Annotated in this window: 14 protein-coding genes; 12 read left to right on the top strand and 2 right to left on the bottom strand. The window is 62.4% G+C overall.

Annotated features, from left to right (window positions below; genetic code table 11):
* Positions 1–221: 221 nt before the first annotated feature.
* From DCO47_RS19860 to DCO47_RS19845, 4 genes are all read left to right on the top strand, one after another.
* Entirely contained in the window at positions 222–1,574 is a 1,353-nt protein-coding gene (locus DCO47_RS19860) for a 3-oxoacyl-ACP reductase (RefSeq protein ID WP_116658744.1), read from the top strand.
* Between the two features lie 2 nt (positions 1,575–1,576).
* On the top strand, positions 1,577–2,431 hold the full coding sequence (locus tag DCO47_RS19855; RefSeq protein WP_116658743.1) for a MaoC/PaaZ C-terminal domain-containing protein: 855 nt from the start codon (positions 1,577–1,579) through the stop codon (positions 2,429–2,431).
* A gap of 304 nt (positions 2,432–2,735) precedes the next feature.
* Positions 2,736–4,319 carry a collagen-like triple helix repeat-containing protein gene (locus tag DCO47_RS19850; RefSeq protein ID WP_116658742.1) on the top strand — a complete coding sequence of 528 codons (1,584 nt, stop codon included), beginning with the start codon at positions 2,736–2,738 and terminating at the stop codon, positions 4,317–4,319.
* A 134-nt stretch (positions 4,320–4,453) separates the two neighbouring features.
* Positions 4,454–6,124, top strand: coding sequence for a ShlB/FhaC/HecB family hemolysin secretion/activation protein (locus DCO47_RS19845; RefSeq protein WP_116658741.1), 1,671 nt, complete (start codon positions 4,454–4,456; stop codon positions 6,122–6,124).
* Between the two features lie 975 nt (positions 6,125–7,099).
* Here DCO47_RS19845 and DCO47_RS19835 read toward each other — a convergent pair.
* The gene (locus DCO47_RS19835) at positions 7,100–7,507 is read right to left on the bottom strand and encodes a response regulator (RefSeq protein WP_083354131.1); all 408 of its coding nucleotides are present in this window, start codon (positions 7,505–7,507) and stop codon (positions 7,100–7,102) included.
* A gap of 71 nt (positions 7,508–7,578) precedes the next feature.
* Positions 7,579–7,785 (bottom strand): Flp family type IVb pilin, encoded by a 207-nt coding sequence (locus tag DCO47_RS19830; RefSeq protein WP_116658745.1) that lies wholly within the window; start codon positions 7,783–7,785, stop codon positions 7,579–7,581.
* Positions 7,786–8,123: 338 nt separating this feature from the next.
* Here DCO47_RS19830 and cpaB point away from each other — a divergent pair, with 338 nt between their 5' ends.
* From cpaB to DCO47_RS19790, 8 genes are read left to right on the top strand one after another with little or no spacing between them, the layout of a single operon-like run.
* Positions 8,124–9,065: a Flp pilus assembly protein CpaB gene (gene cpaB, locus DCO47_RS19825; protein WP_116658739.1), complete on the top strand. Its 942-nt coding sequence runs from the start codon at positions 8,124–8,126 to the stop codon at positions 9,063–9,065.
* 20 nt (positions 9,066–9,085) lie between these two features.
* The gene (locus DCO47_RS19820; protein WP_095180895.1) at positions 9,086–10,303 is read left to right on the top strand and encodes a type II and III secretion system protein family protein; all 1,218 of its coding nucleotides are present in this window, start codon (positions 9,086–9,088) and stop codon (positions 10,301–10,303) included.
* Positions 10,300–11,490 (top strand): pilus assembly protein, encoded by a 1,191-nt coding sequence (locus tag DCO47_RS19815; protein ID WP_065615552.1) that lies wholly within the window; start codon positions 10,300–10,302, stop codon positions 11,488–11,490. Before DCO47_RS19820 ends, DCO47_RS19815 begins: the two co-directional genes overlap by 4 nt.
* Positions 11,487–12,755 carry a CpaF family protein gene (locus DCO47_RS19810; RefSeq protein WP_042609751.1) on the top strand — a complete coding sequence of 423 codons (1,269 nt, stop codon included), beginning with the start codon at positions 11,487–11,489 and terminating at the stop codon, positions 12,753–12,755. The genes DCO47_RS19815 and DCO47_RS19810 overlap by 4 nt, the downstream gene beginning before the upstream one ends.
* Before the next feature lie 17 nt (positions 12,756–12,772).
* The gene (locus DCO47_RS19805) at positions 12,773–13,657 is read left to right on the top strand and encodes a type II secretion system F family protein (protein WP_116658738.1); all 885 of its coding nucleotides are present in this window, start codon (positions 12,773–12,775) and stop codon (positions 13,655–13,657) included.
* 1 nt (position 13,658) lies between these two features.
* On the top strand, positions 13,659–14,543 hold the full coding sequence (locus DCO47_RS19800) for a type II secretion system F family protein (RefSeq protein ID WP_116658737.1): 885 nt from the start codon (positions 13,659–13,661) through the stop codon (positions 14,541–14,543).
* Between the two features lie 23 nt (positions 14,544–14,566).
* A complete protein-coding gene (locus tag DCO47_RS19795) occupies positions 14,567–15,289 on the top strand; it encodes a lipopolysaccharide assembly protein LapB (RefSeq protein WP_064362957.1) in 723 nt (240 codons plus the stop codon).
* A 10-nt stretch (positions 15,290–15,299) separates the two neighbouring features.
* Complete coding sequence (locus DCO47_RS19790; RefSeq protein ID WP_083354125.1) at positions 15,300–15,572, top strand: DUF3613 domain-containing protein; 273 nt, start codon at positions 15,300–15,302, stop codon at positions 15,570–15,572.
* Positions 15,573–15,667: the final 95 nt, after the last annotated feature.

Genomic DNA, 15,667 nt, shown 5'->3' with positions numbered 1-15,667 from the left:
GATAGCGGTGTATCAGGCTAATGACACGTTTCTGACCCACCGCTATCGCGAGCAGGCTCACTCCTACAAGGGGCCGGTGTTGTTTCTGGATTTGTGTCTGGCTACAAAACCACCGCGGCCAAACTACTCTGCTAAACCAGCGTAGGCCTTATTGCGTCGATCGAACGATTGATTGCCGTAGGCAGTCCACACTTTGAACCCCAACTTCTGGAGAGCGTTCCATGTCTGACCGCTATATCGACTTCGCCAACTCATCCTTCGGCCATCGTCTGGTCGGGGCCTTGGGCCTGCCGTCGCCGGTGCGGCTGGAACGCTGGCAAGCGGGGCGTCTGCGGCCGATCGAGGGTGCGCTGTTGATCGGTGGCGGGCCACTGGCCGAACGGATCAGTGTGTTTGCCAATCGCCTGACCGATGCAATCTACAGCTACGGCACCGAGTCCGCGCTGGCCACCGCGTGGATTCCCGGCCACGGGCCGAAGCTCAAAGCGGTGGTGTTCGACGCCAGCGATCTGCAGCACACCGACCAGCTCAAGCAACTGCGCGAATTCTTCCAGCCATTGATGAAGAACCTTGAACATAGCGCGCATCTGGTGATCCTTGGTCGCGCGCCGGAATCCGTGAGTGATCCGTTCGCCTCCAGCGCGCAACGAGCACTTGAAGGCTTCTCCCGTTCGCTGGCCAAAGAGCTGCGCGGCGGTGGCACATTGCAGCTGATCTACGTCGGCGAGGGCGCCGAAGATCAACTTGAAGGTCCGCTGCGATTCTTCCTCTCGCCGAAAAGTGCGTTCGTTTCCGGCCAAATGATTCGTCTGACCGCGTGCGCCACGCCGGTGACCGACTGGACCCGACCGCTGGCGGGGCGCAAGGCGTTGGTCACGGGTGCTGCACGCGGGATCGGCGCGTCGATTGCCGAAACCCTCGCCCGCGATGGCGCCGAGGTGATCCTGCTCGATGTGCCACCGGCCAAGACCGATCTCGAAGCCCTCGCCGCCCGCCTCGGCGGCCGCGCGATCACTCTCGATATCTGCGCCGATGATGCCGCCACCCAATTGATCGAGCACCTGCCCGACGGGCTCGACATCCTCGTGCACAACGCCGGTATCACCCGCGACAAGACCCTGGCCAACATGACCCCTGAATTCTGGGACGCGGTGCTGGCCGTCAACCTCAATGCGCCGCAAGTGCTGACCAAGGCCCTGCTCGACAGCGGCACCCTGCGCGACAACGCACGGGTGGTCCTGCTCGCCTCGATCAGCGGCATCGCCGGCAATCGCGGGCAGACCAACTACGCGGCAAGCAAGGCTGGCCTGATCGGTCTGGCCCAGGCCTGGGCGCCGACACTGCTGGAACGCGGGATCAGCATCAACGCCGTCGCCCCCGGTTTTATCGAGACGCAAATGACTGCGCACATTCCGTTCGGCCTGCGCGAGGCCGGGCGGCGCATGAGTTCGCTGGGCCAGGGCGGCTTGCCGCAAGACGTCGCCGAAGCCGTGGCGTGGCTGGCGCAACCGGGCACGGGCGCGTTCACCGGGCAGGCGCTGCGGGTCTGTGGGCAAAGTGTTCTGGGGGCTTGAGCATGAGCATCGAATGGCAAACGCTGGACCGCGAACCGAGTCTGCCGGGGCTTTATTCGCGCGCGGCGACACGGCGCAAAATCACCGGCACGCAACTACCCGACAGCGGTCTGCGCTGCTGGGTCGATATCGACGGCAAGCGGCTGGCGGCTTATCGCAAGGTCTGCGGTTTCGTCGATGACGGCCTGCTGCCGCCGACCTATCCACACATCCTCGCCTTCGCCTTGCAGATGCAATTGCTCACGGCCAAGAACTTTCCGTTCCCGCTGCTCGGGCTGATTCACCTGAGCAACCGCATTCGCGTGTTGCGCCCGATGGGGGCTATCAGTCGCGCGCAAGCCAGCGTGCGCGTGCACAACCTGCAACCGCATGCCAAAGGCGCGACATTCGATCTGCTCACCACCCTGGACGATCAGCTCGGTCCGCTGTGGGAAGCCGAGAGCCGGATGCTCTGTCGCGGCGTGAAACTCGAGGGCGAGGCGCAGGCACATGACTGGGAGCCGTCGCAGGATTTGCTCGAGGTGACGCGCTGGACGGCGCCCGCCGATATTGGTCGCCAGTATGCGAAAGTCTCCGGCGACTACAACCCGATTCACCTGAGTGCAGCGAGCGCCAAGCTGTTTGGTTTTCCCACGGCGATCGCGCATGGTTTGTGGAACAAGGCACGCACGCTGGCGGCGCTCTCTGATCACCTGCCCAAAGCCAACCTGGAAATCGCCGTGCACTTTCGCAAACCGGTGCGCCTGCCCAGTGAAGTGACGTTGCTGGCGAGCGCAGCGGGTTCCAGCGGCGAATTGCGCCTGGTCGGTGCCGGCGACCTGGAACATATGGTCGGCCAATGGCAACCGATCGCCTGATCTGACGGGGGCGGAAAAACCCGTTAATTGTGTATATATCACTTAAGTTTTTCCGCGCCCTGCCCGCCGCTTTGCAAAAAGCCAAGCCTTGAATTTCAAGGCGTTTTTTTGCGTGTTTATCACCTGCGTATTAGTCCTTCGGGATTGCGCCGGGCCTTGAATATAAAGGGGTTAATACCAACTTGAGAATGGTGCAAAACCTGCGATCGACTGAGATTACCAGCACGGACGAGGCATCGCCGACGACAGATCAGCGGGCCATCGAAGGCAACGTAACGTTGTGACAGGTGCAGGAATCTCAATCATGAAAACTCAAGTGATGTGGTCCAAATCGGCAATCGCGCTGGCACTGATTCTTTCTGTAGGACTCGTCGGCTGCAGCAGCGGCGGTGGCGGTCATCGCAGCAGCTCCGGCAGCTCGACTGCAGATGGTACGGCGGGTACCGATGGCAGCGGCGGCGCAGGTGGTGGAACCGGCGGCGATACTGCTGGCACAGGCGGGACCGGTGGTACTGGCGACGGAACAGCGGGCACGGGTGGTACCGGTGGCACTGGCGGAACCGGCGGCGGCACCGATCCAACCGATCCGACCAACCCGACAGACCCCACTGATCCCACCACCCCGACCAATCCGGCCGCGCCTTCGCTGGTGACCACCACACTGGTGCAGGATGTCGGCAAAACCGTCAGCGGTGTCGGCGATGGCGTGGGCCAGGTGGGTGATGCTTTGAGCAACGTTCCGCTGGCCGGCGGCATTGTGCAGAGCGTCGCCAATACCGCTGGCAATGTCGTCAGCACCTTGGGCGATGGCGTGAGCAATGGCATCGGCAAACTGGCCACCGATCCGAAGGGATTGACCACCACCGTGGCCTCGGTTGGCGGTGTGGTCTCGGATGTCGGTGATGGCGTATCTGATCTCAGCGCCAAACTGAACACAGCGACCAGCCGCGTTCCCGTGGTCGGTGGCGTCGTGACCAAAGTAGTGCCGCTGGTCGATGGCATAGGTGAAAAAGTCACCATGCTCGGCGACACCCTCAACACCACCCTCAGCAACGGCCCGACCAGCCAGTTGACCAACAAGGTCGGCAGCGGCCTGGTGCCGGTGATCGCCATGGTCGAAAGCACCACCGATAAACTTGGCGATGCCACCGCCCTGGGTGATCCGCTCAAAGGTGTGATCTCGAAGGTGGGCGGCACGGTGAACAGCCTTGGCGGCAAAGTCACCGACGCCGGCAACGGCAGTGCCCTGACCAACACCCTGGGCGGCGCCTTGAGCAACGCCGGCACGGCGGTCGGCAAAGCGGGCGGTCTGGTGTCCAACGGCACTGGCTCAGGTACCGGTGGCGTCGGTGGTGGTCTGGGCGGCACCGGCCTGCTGCAAACCGTCGGTGGCGCAGTGGTCAATGTTGGCACCGGTCTGAATGCCGGCAGCACCAGCGGCGTGGTCAGTGCCGGTGGCGTTACCGCGGGTGGCCTGGGCAACGCAGTCGCTTCGCTCAACACCGTACTCGGTGGCTCGGGCACACCGATCACCGCTCCCACTTCGCCGCTGGCAAGCGTTGGCGCCGCAGTGGGAGCAGGTCTCAACCCTGTGACCAGCGCGGTCACCACTGTCACTCAACAGGTCGGCGCAGCCACCGGTCTCGGCACTCCGGTTGCCGGTATCACCGGGCAGGTGGGCGCAGCGGTGGGCAGCCTCGGCGGTGCGATCGCCGCGACCAACACCCCGGTGACCACGGCAGTCGGTGGGCTGGTAACCAATGTCGGCGGCACCGTGGCGGCCGTCGGTGGGCTGGTCAACAGCGGCACTGCCACTGGCGGTACAACTGGCGGCCTGGGCGGGGTGCTCGGCGGGCTGACCGGCGCGCTTGGGGGCAACAAACGCTAAATTGCACCTGGCCGATTCGACGGCCTTACCTACAGCGCCTACGCTTGGTTGAGGGCGGAAGATTCCCACGAGTCTTCCGCCTTTTTTCTAAGGAAAAACCTGCCCTGTGCTGTGTTCTGACCATGGAGTGTCCTATGCGCGTACTGGCATCCCTGCTGTGCCTGAGCCTCAGTTCCGCTGCCCTCGCCGACACCTTGCCCAGTTTTCTCAACAGCAACGAAACCACCCGCAACCTGCCCGTCCCCAACCTTCCTGCCGACGCCTATCGCCCGAGCGCGGCACCGCTGCAAGTGCCGGATCCCGGCGCGACCGCCGCACAACCACTGCTGATGGAAACCAGGATCAACCTGAAGACCGTGCAGATCGAAGGCGGCACGATCTATCCACTCAACGAACTGGCCGAAGTCTACAAACCATTGATCGGCCGTGAGGCCAGCCTTGCCGAACTGATTGAAGCGACGCGCAACATCACCCGTCGCTACCAGCACGACGGCTACCTGTTGTCCTACGCGTTTCTGCCGCAACAGGACTTCGATGAGGGCGTGGCGCGGGTGGTGCTGGTTGAAGGCTACGTGCGCGATATCCAGATGCAGGGCGACATCGGCCGGGTCAAAGGCCTGCTCGACAGACTCGCCGCGAAAATCCAGGCTGAACGCCCGCTGACGCGCAAGACCTTCGAGCGCTACACCACGCTGATGAGCCGCATTCCCGGCGTAACGATTCAAGCGCAAGTGCCGCCACCGGGCACCACAGATGGCGCCACCACCCTGGTCGCCCAGGCCAGCCGCAAACCGTTCACCAGCACCCTGAGCACCACCGAAGACAACCGCAACGGCCCGCAGGCGTTGCTCGGTGTCAGCAGCAACTCGCAGACGTCGATGGGCGAACAGTTGAGCCTCAGCGGCCTGTTCCCACCGGGCGATGACAAAGAGCATTACTACCGTCTCGACTACAGCCAGTTCCTCGACGCCGAAGGCACGCAACTCAACCTCTCTGCTTCGCGCTACCGCGCCGACCCGGACACCGAAGTGCTGGTCGGCGGCGGTGGGCGCCTGAGTACCCACCGCGAGAATGATCGCTACTCGATCGGCTTCAGCATGCCCCTGATCGCCTCCGCCAACGAACTGCTGACCGCCGGCTCACGCCTCTACGCAGTCGACGACAAGACGCGCTACGACGGCGTCAACTTCCCCTTCAGCACCGAGCTGCGCACCGACGTCCGCGCCCTCGCCTTCGAAGGCGACTGGCGCAAGGCCGACGCCCGCCAACTGCGCATCCTCAGCGCCGGCGTCTACCAGGGTTTCGACAGCCTCGGTGCAAACACCAACTACGACGACATCGATCTGGATTTCTTCCGCGTGAGACTGTCCGGCGTGCAGAGCGACAAGTTTCTCGACAACTGGCAAGGCGTGCTCTCGGCAGCGCTGTACTGGAGCGACGACACCCTGCCCGACAGCGAGCGCGCGGTGTTCGGCGGACAGAATTTCGGCCGTGGCTACCCCGACGACCAAGCCTCGGGCGACAAGGGCTGGGGCGTGGCCTACGAGGTCAACTACAGCTTCAACCGCGACGGCAACTGGGTGCGCATCCTGCAACCCTACGTGGTCCTCGACCGCTCGCGCAGCTGGTTCAACCAACTACCGGTGCAGGCCAACAACCTGTCATCCACCGCCGTCGGGCTGAGATTTGGCGATGCCAAGTACTACAACATCGCCCTGGAAGTGGCGAAGGCCATGTCCGATGAAGCGCTGGACACGTTCAATCGCAAGCCGCGGTACAGCATCAGTTTCAGTTATCAGTTGTGAGAAGCCAGCGGTGTGTCCGTCAGGATTGTTTCGACTGACACACCGCTTTCGCGAGCAGGCTCGCTCCTACAGTTTTGATCGTGGGTATTCAGTGAGAAACAGGTCGGCTGGCAGGCCGCCTTCACGAGCAGGCTCACTCCCACAGTTTTGATCGTGGGTATTCAGTGAGAAACAGGTCGGCTGGCAGGCCGCCTTCGCGAGCAGGCTCGCTCCTACAGTTTTGATCGTGGGTGTTCAGTGAGAGACAGGTCGGCTGGCAGGCCGCCTTCGCGAGCAAGCCAGCTCCCACAGTTTGATCGTGGGTATTCAGTGATAAACAGGTCGGCTGGCAGGCCGCCTTCGCTGGCAAGCCAGTTCCCACAGTTTGACCGTGGGCGTTCAGTGAGAAACAGGTCGGCTGGCAGGCCGCCTTCGCGAGCAGGCTCGCTCCTACAGTTTGATCGTGGGTATTCAGTGATAAACAGGTCGGCTGGCAGGCCGCCTTCGCTGGCAAGCCAGCTCCCACAGTTTGACCGTGGGCGTTCAGTGAGAAACAGGTCGGCTGGCAGGCCGCCTTCGCGAGCAGGCTCGCTCCTACAAAAGCCAAAACAAAGCAGCGCAGCTGCCCGCGGCGAAGCCGCACCACTCAACAATGAGCGCAAGCTCGAGTGCTTTTGATCTTGATCCACCGGCGACGTCGGAAGGCTGAGTGGAGGGATTGATCCGGGCGTGGGAGCGCAGCGACCGTCTGGCGCAGCCAGACACAGCGGAAGGAGGTGCAGCGAAGCAAACCGGAGCCGCTGCGCCCGGATCAGTCCCGGAGCGAAGGAACCCGAGCCTGCGAGGGCCGAACGTAGGAGCAAGCCTTTTGGGTTACCTTTTTGGCGTTTGAAAAAGGTGACCCGCCGTAAGGGCGGAACCGTAATCAGCAACACCCGCAGCAACGGATATTCACCCAAACCCCCACCAACACGGTCGGCCCAAAGGCCGCCGAGTTCACCCAGCCCCAACCCGAGCCTTTGGAAACAGATTATCGAGAGTCTCCAACAACCTGACGTGATAAATCGGCTTGCGAAACAGATCCAGCACCTGCAACCGCAACATATCGCTGACATCCTCCATATCCGCATGCCCCGACATCACAATCACCGGCAAATGCTCACGCGACGTATGCTTACGCAGCCGCCTGATCAACGACATGCCCGACTCTTCCGGCATGCGCAGATCAGTAATCACCAAGGCAATATCCGGATGCCGGGTCAACAGATGCAACGCCAACTTCACCGACGTCGCGGTATGACAGGTAAAGCCCTCCCCCTCCAGCAACTCCGCCAACTCCAGCAACGCGTCCTCTTCATCGTCGACCAGAAGCAACTGTTGGCGGGACGGCGAAGGCGCGTTCATAGGCAATACCTGAATGCTGAAAGGTAAATCCAGTGTAGTGCGATATCAGCCAGGTGCAGTGTTCAAAAGCCTCAAGGTGTTGGCCGAGTAACAGCCGTACCATCGAGCGACGTCAGAACATTGTTGAAAATCGCCAGCACCCTGTCTCCAAGCGGGCTAACGAATGCAACCACCACCACCGCCACCATCGCCACCACGATTGCATACTCAATCGCCGAAGCGCCCTCTTCGCTGCTGGCAAACGCCCGAGCCTTGGCCATCAGATAATCGTAAGTCATACGAAACATAGCTCCACTCCTTCGCGCCCCTGGCGCCCACATCACGACCGCGGCATGGTTCCACCGTGCCACTTGAGCATTGTCAACAAACCCCCGCCCAACAACTGTAAGAACGCATTAATCACAAAGCATTAATCCCAACGTGTCGCCGCCGTTTCCCATTGTCAATTGGCCAAAACTCATACTTTGGTGGGTTATTTGCCTGTCACTAATGGCGCTTTTGCTTGGATCAGCTAGCTTGGAAATAGCGAAATAGTTGCATGTTCATAGCTGCCAGATCAGTACGCCTCTCAAGAGCAATTGCAGTTGGCTTGTGCAGCAGGAAAAGGAGAGCCGTCATGAACAGTCGCGTCACCATGGGCCTTGCCGCGTTGCTATTGCTCGGCGCGGTTCTCGTAGGTTACTGGGGGCTGGTGCTCAGTCGTCAGCCGGCCCCGGTCGCGGAGGCGCCCGTTGTACCCGCGCTCAGCGTTGAACAGACTGTCGCGATTGCCGAAGACCAGACCCGCCAACCGGTGGTGGTGCTGGTCCACGATGTACCGCCGTTCACACCGTTGACCGCCGCCGATGTGGCCGTGGAAAAACTGCGCAGTGCACCGGCCGGCAGTCTGACCAGCATTGAACAAGCCGTGGGTCGCACACCTTGGCGGCACCTCAGCGCCGGCACCTGGCTCAACGACGAAAGCTTTCAGGCCGGTGGCGCGCTGGCGCGGATGATTCGCCGCGACGAACGCGCACTGACCGTGGCCGTCGACGAAGTGATCGGTGGCGCCGGGCAATTGCTGCCGGGGGATTATGTCGATGTGCTGCTGTACTTGCGCGAAGACGCGAGCAATCTGCAGCAGTCAGCGCAGATCGCCGTTCCGGCCTTGCGCGTGCTCGGGATCGGCGAACAGTACGGCCTGACCAACGACGGCCAACCGGCATCGCCCAGCCTCAGCGCCGAAGAAAAAATCAAACAGGACCAGCGCCGCATCGCCGCGCGCACCGTGGTGCTGGCGGTGCCGGAACAATTGCTCAGCCGTCTGATGCTCGCGACCCAGGTCGGCACGTTGCGTCTCGCGGTGCGCAGCAGCGAAGAACAACGGTTGGCCAGATATTGGGCCGGCGAAACGCAATCGCCCGCGCATCTGGATCGCGCCAACAGTCAGCTTTTCCAGTTCACTCAACTCGCTTTGGGTGGCGCTCAACGAGCACCTTCAACCGCCAGTGTCGGCGCGGCCCCCAGGCCTGCGGTGGAGATCATTCGCGGCAACCAGATCAGCCAACAAACCCCATGACTGCGCAAGGATTCACGTGCATGCAGAGTCGACTCAGACCGACATTGAAACCGGCGCTCCGGGCCTTGCTGTTGTTGGGATTGTCGATGGACTCCGCCCTAGCGGCGGTCGGCAATTGTTCGGCACTGCCGCGTCTGCCCTCGGTGATCGAGATCGGTGAAGGCTTCCAGCAGGACATGCAGTCACCCGTGGCGATCACCCGCCTGGCGGTCGGCGATCCGAAAATTGCCGACGTGCATGCCAACGGCGGTTCGTCCTTTTTGCTCACTGGCGTCGGCCCCGGCGCAACCAGCCTGATGGTCTGGACTGCCTGCTCGACGCAGCCACAGCAAGCCATGGTTTTCGTCCAGGGCGCAGCGACCACGGCGCTGACCAGCAGCGTGCCGTCCGACGATCCGACCCTGCCGTCGCAGGTGCAGACCGACATTCGTTTCGTCGAAGTCAGCCGCACCAAACTCAAGGAAGCCACCGCCTCGCTGATCGGCACCCGCGGCAATTTCCTGTTCGGCTCACCCGGCACACTGCCGCCGATTGACGGCGTGCCGCAGCCGCGCCTGCCGGTGGATAACTCGCTGTTCAATTTTTCCTGGGTCGGCGGCAAGACCATGGCGATCATCAACGCCCTGGAAACCAGCGGCTTCGCCTACACCCTGGCGCGGCCGAGTCTGGTGGCGCTGAACGGGCAGAGTGCGAGCTTCCTTGCCGGTGGCGAAATTCCGATCCCGGTCCCCAGTTCCGGCAGCGACAGTGTGTCGATCGAGTACAAGGAATTCGGCATCCGCCTGACCCTGACGCCGACCATCATCGGCCGCGACCGCATCGCCTTGAAAGTCGCCCCAGAGGTCAGCGAACTGGATTTTGCCAACGCGGTGAACATCGCCGGCACCACCGTTCCGGCGCTGACCATTCGCCGCACTGACACCAGCGTGTCGCTGGGCGATGGCGAAAGTTTTGTCATCAGCGGTTTGATCAGCACAACCAACAGTTCACAGGTGAACAAGTTTCCGGGCCTTGGCGACATCCCCATATTGGGCGCATTTTTCAAGGGTTCGCAGATCAAACGCGAAGAGCGCGAATTGCTGATGATCGTCACCCCGCATCTGGTCCAGCCATTGGCGGCGGACGCGCGACTGCCGTCGTTGCCGGGGGAGAAACTGCGCAACTACGACCCGAATTTCTACCGCATGTTTTTCCTTGAGAACGGTAACTTCGACAAGCGCAGCGGGTTGTCGCAATGAACCAGAACCTCAGTCAGACCTTCCTCGCCATCACCCGCAACAGCACCGATCTGGAATGGCTGCAAAGCGCCCTCGCCCCGCTCGGCCAAGTGGTCAGCGCCGGTGCCGGCAGCCTCGATGAACTGCTCGCACTGGTCGATGTAACGTTCGCCAATCTGGTTTTCGTCGGCCTCGATCGCGAGCATGTCGTGGCGCAAAGTGCGCTGATCGAAGGTGCGCTGGAGGCCAAGCCAATGCTGGCGATCGTTGCCCTCGGCGACGGCATGGACAATCAGCTCGTACTCAATGCGATGCGCGCCGGCGCGCGGGATTTTGTCGCCTATGGCTCACGCTCCAGCGAAGTCGCCGGACTGGTACGGCGCCTGAGCAAACGCCTGCCGGCCGTCGCGCCCAACACCCAGCTCGGCGGGCTAACGGTGATGTACGGCGTGCAGAGCAGTTCCGACGGTGCCTTGCTCGCCAATCACATGGCCATGGTGGTGCAGAAGAGCGGCCAGCAAACCCTGTTGCTCGACCTCGGCCTGCCCCGTGGCGACAGCCTCGCGTTGTTGGGCCTGGAGAGCTCGTTTCACTTCGGCGATGCCCTGCGCCACCTGCGCCGTCTCGACGCCACGCTGATCGACAGTGCCTTCACCAGCGCCGACCACGGCCTGCGCATTCTCGCCTACGCCAATACTGACGAACCGCTGGAAACCACCAGTGCCGCCGAGCTGTACATGCTGCTCAGCGCCCTGCGTCAGCACTTCCAGCACATTGTCGTGAACCTCACCGGACAGGCCGACAGTGAAGCGTTGCGTACCTTTGTCAGCCATTGCGACAAGCTGCTCTGGTACACCGACCAGAACGTGCTCAATTGCCGACGCAACCTTGCCGTGCTCAACCAGTGGCGCGAGAAAGGCATGAAGCTCGAGCACGGGCGCTTGCTGATCGATCGCTACCTGAACAACGTTGCGCCGGATGCCGAGACCCTGGGCAAGACCTTCAATCTGCAAGTCATCGCCGTGCTGGCCTTCAGCCCCGACGTGCGCCTGAACGCGAAAAACCAGGGCGTCAGCCTGTTCGAACTGGCGCCACGGGAAAAACTCACCCAGAGCCTGCGCACGCTCGGCGAACGCCTGGCGAAGCGTTCCGAAGGCCTGAGCAAACCGAAAGTCACCTGGTTCGACCGTCTGCGAGGCAGCTCATGAGCGCAGAAAAACTCTTTGGCGCCACGCCGCGCGGAGCGATCGGCAACAGCGATCACGAAGGCCTGAAACTGGTCCTGCACCGCTACATCATCGACGCCATCGAGGAGTCGGGGCAAAACCTGCTGGAAGGTTCGCGCCAGCAACTGGCGCAGTTCGTCACCGACAAGGTCGCCGAATACATCGCCCGTTTGCATCTGGCAATCTCGCGCTACGAGATGGAGCGTCTCGGCGAAGAAATCGTCGACGAGCTCACCGGTTTCGGCCCGCTGGAAGTCCTGCTGCGCGACCCGTCGGTGACGGAAATCCTGGTCAACGGCCCGCACCGGGTGTTCATCGAGCGCGACGGCGTACTGCATCAGAGCGATCTGCGTTTTATCGATGCGCATCACGTCGAGCGGGTCATGCAGCGGATTCTCGCGCCACTCGGTCGACGCCTCGATGAGTCCTCGCCGATGGTCGATGCGCGCCTGCCCGATGGCAGCCGGGTCAACGCGATCATCCCGCCGATCGCCCTCGACGGCCCGTGCCTGTCGATCCGCAAGTTTCGCAAGGACATGCTCAAGAGCACCGATCTGATGGCGATGCAGACCATCGATCTGGCGATTTTCGAATTCCTGCAGAACGCCGTGGGCAAGCGCTGCAACATCCTCATCAGCGGCGGCACCGGCACCGGCAAGACCACGCTGCTGAACATCCTCAGCCAGTTGATCAACCCGCACGAACGGCTGGTGACCATCGAAGACGTCGCCGAGCTGCAACTCGGCCATCCGCACGTGGTACGTCTGGAAACCCGCCCGCCCAATGCCGAGGGGCATGGCGAGGTCAAGGCCAGCGACCTGATTCGCAACGCCCTGCGCATGCGCCCCGACCGGATCATTCTCGGCGAGATCCGTGGCGTCGAAGTGGTCGACGTGCTCACCGCCATGAACACCGGCCACGACGGCTCAATGAGCACCGTGCACGCCAACAATGCCCAGGACGCGCTGCTGCGACTGGAAACCCTGGTCGGGCTGACCGGGCGCTCGATTGCCGAACGCACCCTGCGTCAGATGATCTGCGCCGCCCTCGACGTGATCATTCAGCTGACACGCATGCCCGATGGTCGACGCTGCGTCAGCGAAGTGGTGGAAGTGGTCGGCATTCGCGAGGACGTCTACGTCACCAACACCCTGTTCCGCCTCGACCGCCGCACCGGTTTCGGCTTTGTGCGCGAAGCGGTCAACCCGGCCGGCGACAAGCTGCGCCACGACGCTCACCCGGGCTGACGGCGAGGAGCACGCAGATGCTGGCACCGATCATTCTTATCGTCATTTGCCTGATGCTGCTCGGGCTGTCGATCTATTTGTTCCTGCAAGGCCTGCGCAAAACCGCGACAGAAAAAGTCCTCAACCGGCTCGTCGCCGGGCAACCGCAAAAGGCCGTGGAACAGACGAAATGGGTGGGATTGGAACGCATGTTTCTGCGTGCCGGACTGGGTCAGCCGAGCGAGCGTTTCGGCCTGTGGCTGAGCCTGTGGGCGGCGGCCGTGGGTTTGGGATTTCTGCTCGCCAGCTGGGTCGGACTGGTGCTGATGCTGATCGCGCCGCCCGTGGCATTGCGGCTATACATCGCCATTCGCTACCGACGCCGAATCCGCCGGATGATCGAACAACTGCCGCAATTGCTCGACCATACGGTGCGCAGCCTGAAGTCAGGGCGCACCCTCAGCGATGCGGTGCTGGGCGGTATCGAAGCCAGCGAGGATCCGCTGAAAACCGCCATGGGCCGAGTGCAGCGTAACGTGCAACTGGGGGTGAATCTGCCTGATGCAGTCAGCGATTTTGCCGAACTCTACGAGCAGGACGAACTGCGCATGTTCGCCCTCGGCCTGAAGGTCAATCATCGCTACGGCGGCAATGCCAGTGAGCTGCTGGAGAACCTGATCAAACTGATCCGCGAGCGTGACCAGGGCGCTCGGCAGTTGCGCGCCCTGACCGGGGAAACGCGCATGACCGCTTGGGTGCTGGGTTTGCTGCCGCTGATTCTGGTGAGCTATTTCATGCTGACCAACCCCGGCTACATGCTTGGCATGTGGCACGACGAAAGCGGCCAGACCATGTTGCTCACTGCCGCCGCGTTGCAGGTGCTGGGCAGTCTGGCGCTGTGGCGCATGTTGCGGAGCGTTTGAGATGGTCTGGCTCGCGGCGTTGTTGTTGCTGCTCGGTTCGCTGTTATTGGTGGGCAATCACCTGCTCACCGAGCGCCGCCGCGTGCGTCAGGTGCATCAGCGCTTGCAGGGCCAGTTGGTGCGGGAGAACCGTTTCGGCCACTGGCTGCGTGCGCTGGGCAACACCCGCTTCGGCCGGGGCTCAGTGAGCATCGACAGCGAAACCCAGACCCTGCTCGGCCGCCTCGGCTGGCGTCGTGCCAATGAACGCGCCCTCTTCGCGGCTTGCCAGATCGGCACACCCCTGCTCGCCTTGGGGCTGGCGATCTTTCTGCAGGAAGTGTTCTTCCCGCAGACCAGCCACCGCTGGATGGCGCCGATGTTCGCCGCTGGCGGCGGCTATCTGCTGCCCAAACGCCTGCTCGCCTACGCCGCCGCCCGCCGGCAGAAAACCATCGCCGTGGAAATCTCCACGTTCATTCCACTGCTGCGCATCCTCTTCGAATCCGGCATGGCGGTGGAACAAGCCCTGCGCGTGCTCAGCATCGAAGCGCAAAAACTGCTGCCGGAGCTGACCAGCGAACTGCGCCTGATCCTCAGCCGCGTCGACTCGGGTCTGGAGCTGGGGCAGGAGCTGAACAAGACCGCGGTGATGCTCGCAGTGGACGAATTTACCGACACCTGCGTGATCCTCCAGCAACTGATCCACCAGGGCGGCGGCGCGATGAAATCACTGCTGGCGCTCAAGCAATTACTGGATGACCGCCGCCTGACCCGGCTGCAGGAATACATCTCGAAAATGTCGGCGAAGATGTCGGTGGTGATGATGCTGTTTCTGTTTCCGGCCCTGCTGATCGTACTGGCCGGCCCGGGCTTCACCGCCATTGCCCGCGCCTTCGCAAACTGACCTTGGCTCATGGAGAGCGTTTGATGAAAGTACTGATAGTCATGGCAAGCCTGTTGCTGCTCAGCGGTTGCGCCACGGACGGCCAGGCGCCGTGGACCTCGCTGCTGTCGCCGTCCAGCTGCAGCAAACTCACGTCGGAGCAGGAACTGTCGCTGAACCTCGCCGATGACCTGGCCAGCGACGGCAAGCTCCACGCCAGCCTGGCCAACCTGCAAAGCCTGCCGGACAACCTCAGCGAAGTGCGCCTGCGCAAAGCCAAAGTCTATCGCCTGCTCGGCCGCAGCGAAGCCGAGCCGCTCTATCGCAGCCTGCTCGGCGGCTGCCTCACCGCCCAGGCCGAACACGGCCTCGGCCAGGTCTACGCCGCCCGTGGCGACAATGGCCAGGCCCAGGCCCACCTGCAGCGCGCCGCACGCCTGGCACCCACCGACGAGAAAATCCGCAACGACCTCGGCGTGGTCTACCTCAACCAACTGCGCCTCAACGAAGCGAAATTCGAATTCCTCACCGCCATCGAACTGAGCCAGAACAATCAACTGGCGACGCTGAACATGGTCACCCTGCTGCTCTACCAGAACGACTGGCCACAAGCTGCCGAAATCGTCAGCCGCTCGAAACTGACCCCGGAGCAATTCTCCGAAGCGCAGCAACGGGCGGAAAAACTCAAAGCGCCAACCCACGCCAAAGCCACACCCGGCGACCGCGTCGCCGCCTTCATCGACCCGCTACCGCCGACGCTCAAGTAAGGAGACAGCCATGAACATCCGCAAAGGCCTGTGCTACCTGACCCTGCTCACCCTGCCCCTCAGCGCCCACGCCATCGACGCAGGCCCCGCTTCAGCGCAGCAGCAGGAAACCGAAGGTTGGCTGGTCCTGCAAAGCCGCAACAAAGCTGCCTCACCCAAACCCCAAAGCGCCACCGCCACCGAACGCGAACTGGCGATGCAGCGCTGGCTGAAGAAATACCAGTACGAGATTCCGGACTTTTACGATCCGGATGCGGGCGGGAAGATCGAGAGCAAGAATTAGTTTGGTGGTGACCTTGAGGGCCCCTTCGCGAGCAGGCTCGCTCCCACAGTCTGGAAGGCATTTCAATCTGACATCTGGAATGCGGTCCTCTGCAG

The organism is Pseudomonas sp. NDM (assembly GCF_003105095.1).
Lineage (GTDB): Bacteria > Pseudomonadota > Gammaproteobacteria > Pseudomonadales > Pseudomonadaceae > Aquipseudomonas > Aquipseudomonas moraviensis_A.
This window is presented reverse-complemented; position numbering and strand designations above follow the sequence as displayed.

What these genes read in the sequence shown, in the direction of transcription:
- DCO47_RS19860 (WP_116658744.1), top strand. Translation starts at nt 222, where the DNA reads ATGTCTGACCGCTATATCGACTTCGCCAACTCATCCTTCGGCCATCGT.
- DCO47_RS19855 (WP_116658743.1), top strand. Translation starts at nt 1,577, where the DNA reads ATGAGCATCGAATGGCAAACGCTGGACCGCGAACCGAGTCTGCCGGGG.
- DCO47_RS19850 (WP_116658742.1), top strand. Translation starts at nt 2,736, where the DNA reads ATGAAAACTCAAGTGATGTGGTCCAAATCGGCAATCGCGCTGGCACTG.
- DCO47_RS19845 (WP_116658741.1), top strand. Translation starts at nt 4,454, where the DNA reads ATGCGCGTACTGGCATCCCTGCTGTGCCTGAGCCTCAGTTCCGCTGCC.
- DCO47_RS19835 (WP_083354131.1), bottom strand. Translation starts at nt 7,507, where the DNA reads ATGAACGCGCCTTCGCCGTCCCGCCAACAGTTGCTTCTGGTCGACGAT.
- DCO47_RS19830 (WP_116658745.1), bottom strand. Translation starts at nt 7,785, where the DNA reads ATGACTTACGATTATCTGATGGCCAAGGCTCGGGCGTTTGCCAGCAGC.
- cpaB (WP_116658739.1), top strand. Translation starts at nt 8,124, where the DNA reads ATGAACAGTCGCGTCACCATGGGCCTTGCCGCGTTGCTATTGCTCGGC.
- DCO47_RS19820 (WP_095180895.1), top strand. Translation starts at nt 9,086, where the DNA reads ATGCAGAGTCGACTCAGACCGACATTGAAACCGGCGCTCCGGGCCTTG.
- DCO47_RS19815 (WP_065615552.1), top strand. Translation starts at nt 10,300, where the DNA reads ATGAACCAGAACCTCAGTCAGACCTTCCTCGCCATCACCCGCAACAGC.
- DCO47_RS19810 (WP_042609751.1), top strand. Translation starts at nt 11,487, where the DNA reads ATGAGCGCAGAAAAACTCTTTGGCGCCACGCCGCGCGGAGCGATCGGC.
- DCO47_RS19805 (WP_116658738.1), top strand. Translation starts at nt 12,773, where the DNA reads ATGCTGGCACCGATCATTCTTATCGTCATTTGCCTGATGCTGCTCGGG.
- DCO47_RS19800 (WP_116658737.1), top strand. Translation starts at nt 13,659, where the DNA reads ATGGTCTGGCTCGCGGCGTTGTTGTTGCTGCTCGGTTCGCTGTTATTG.
- DCO47_RS19795 (WP_064362957.1), top strand. Translation starts at nt 14,567, where the DNA reads ATGAAAGTACTGATAGTCATGGCAAGCCTGTTGCTGCTCAGCGGTTGC.
- DCO47_RS19790 (WP_083354125.1), top strand. Translation starts at nt 15,300, where the DNA reads ATGAACATCCGCAAAGGCCTGTGCTACCTGACCCTGCTCACCCTGCCC.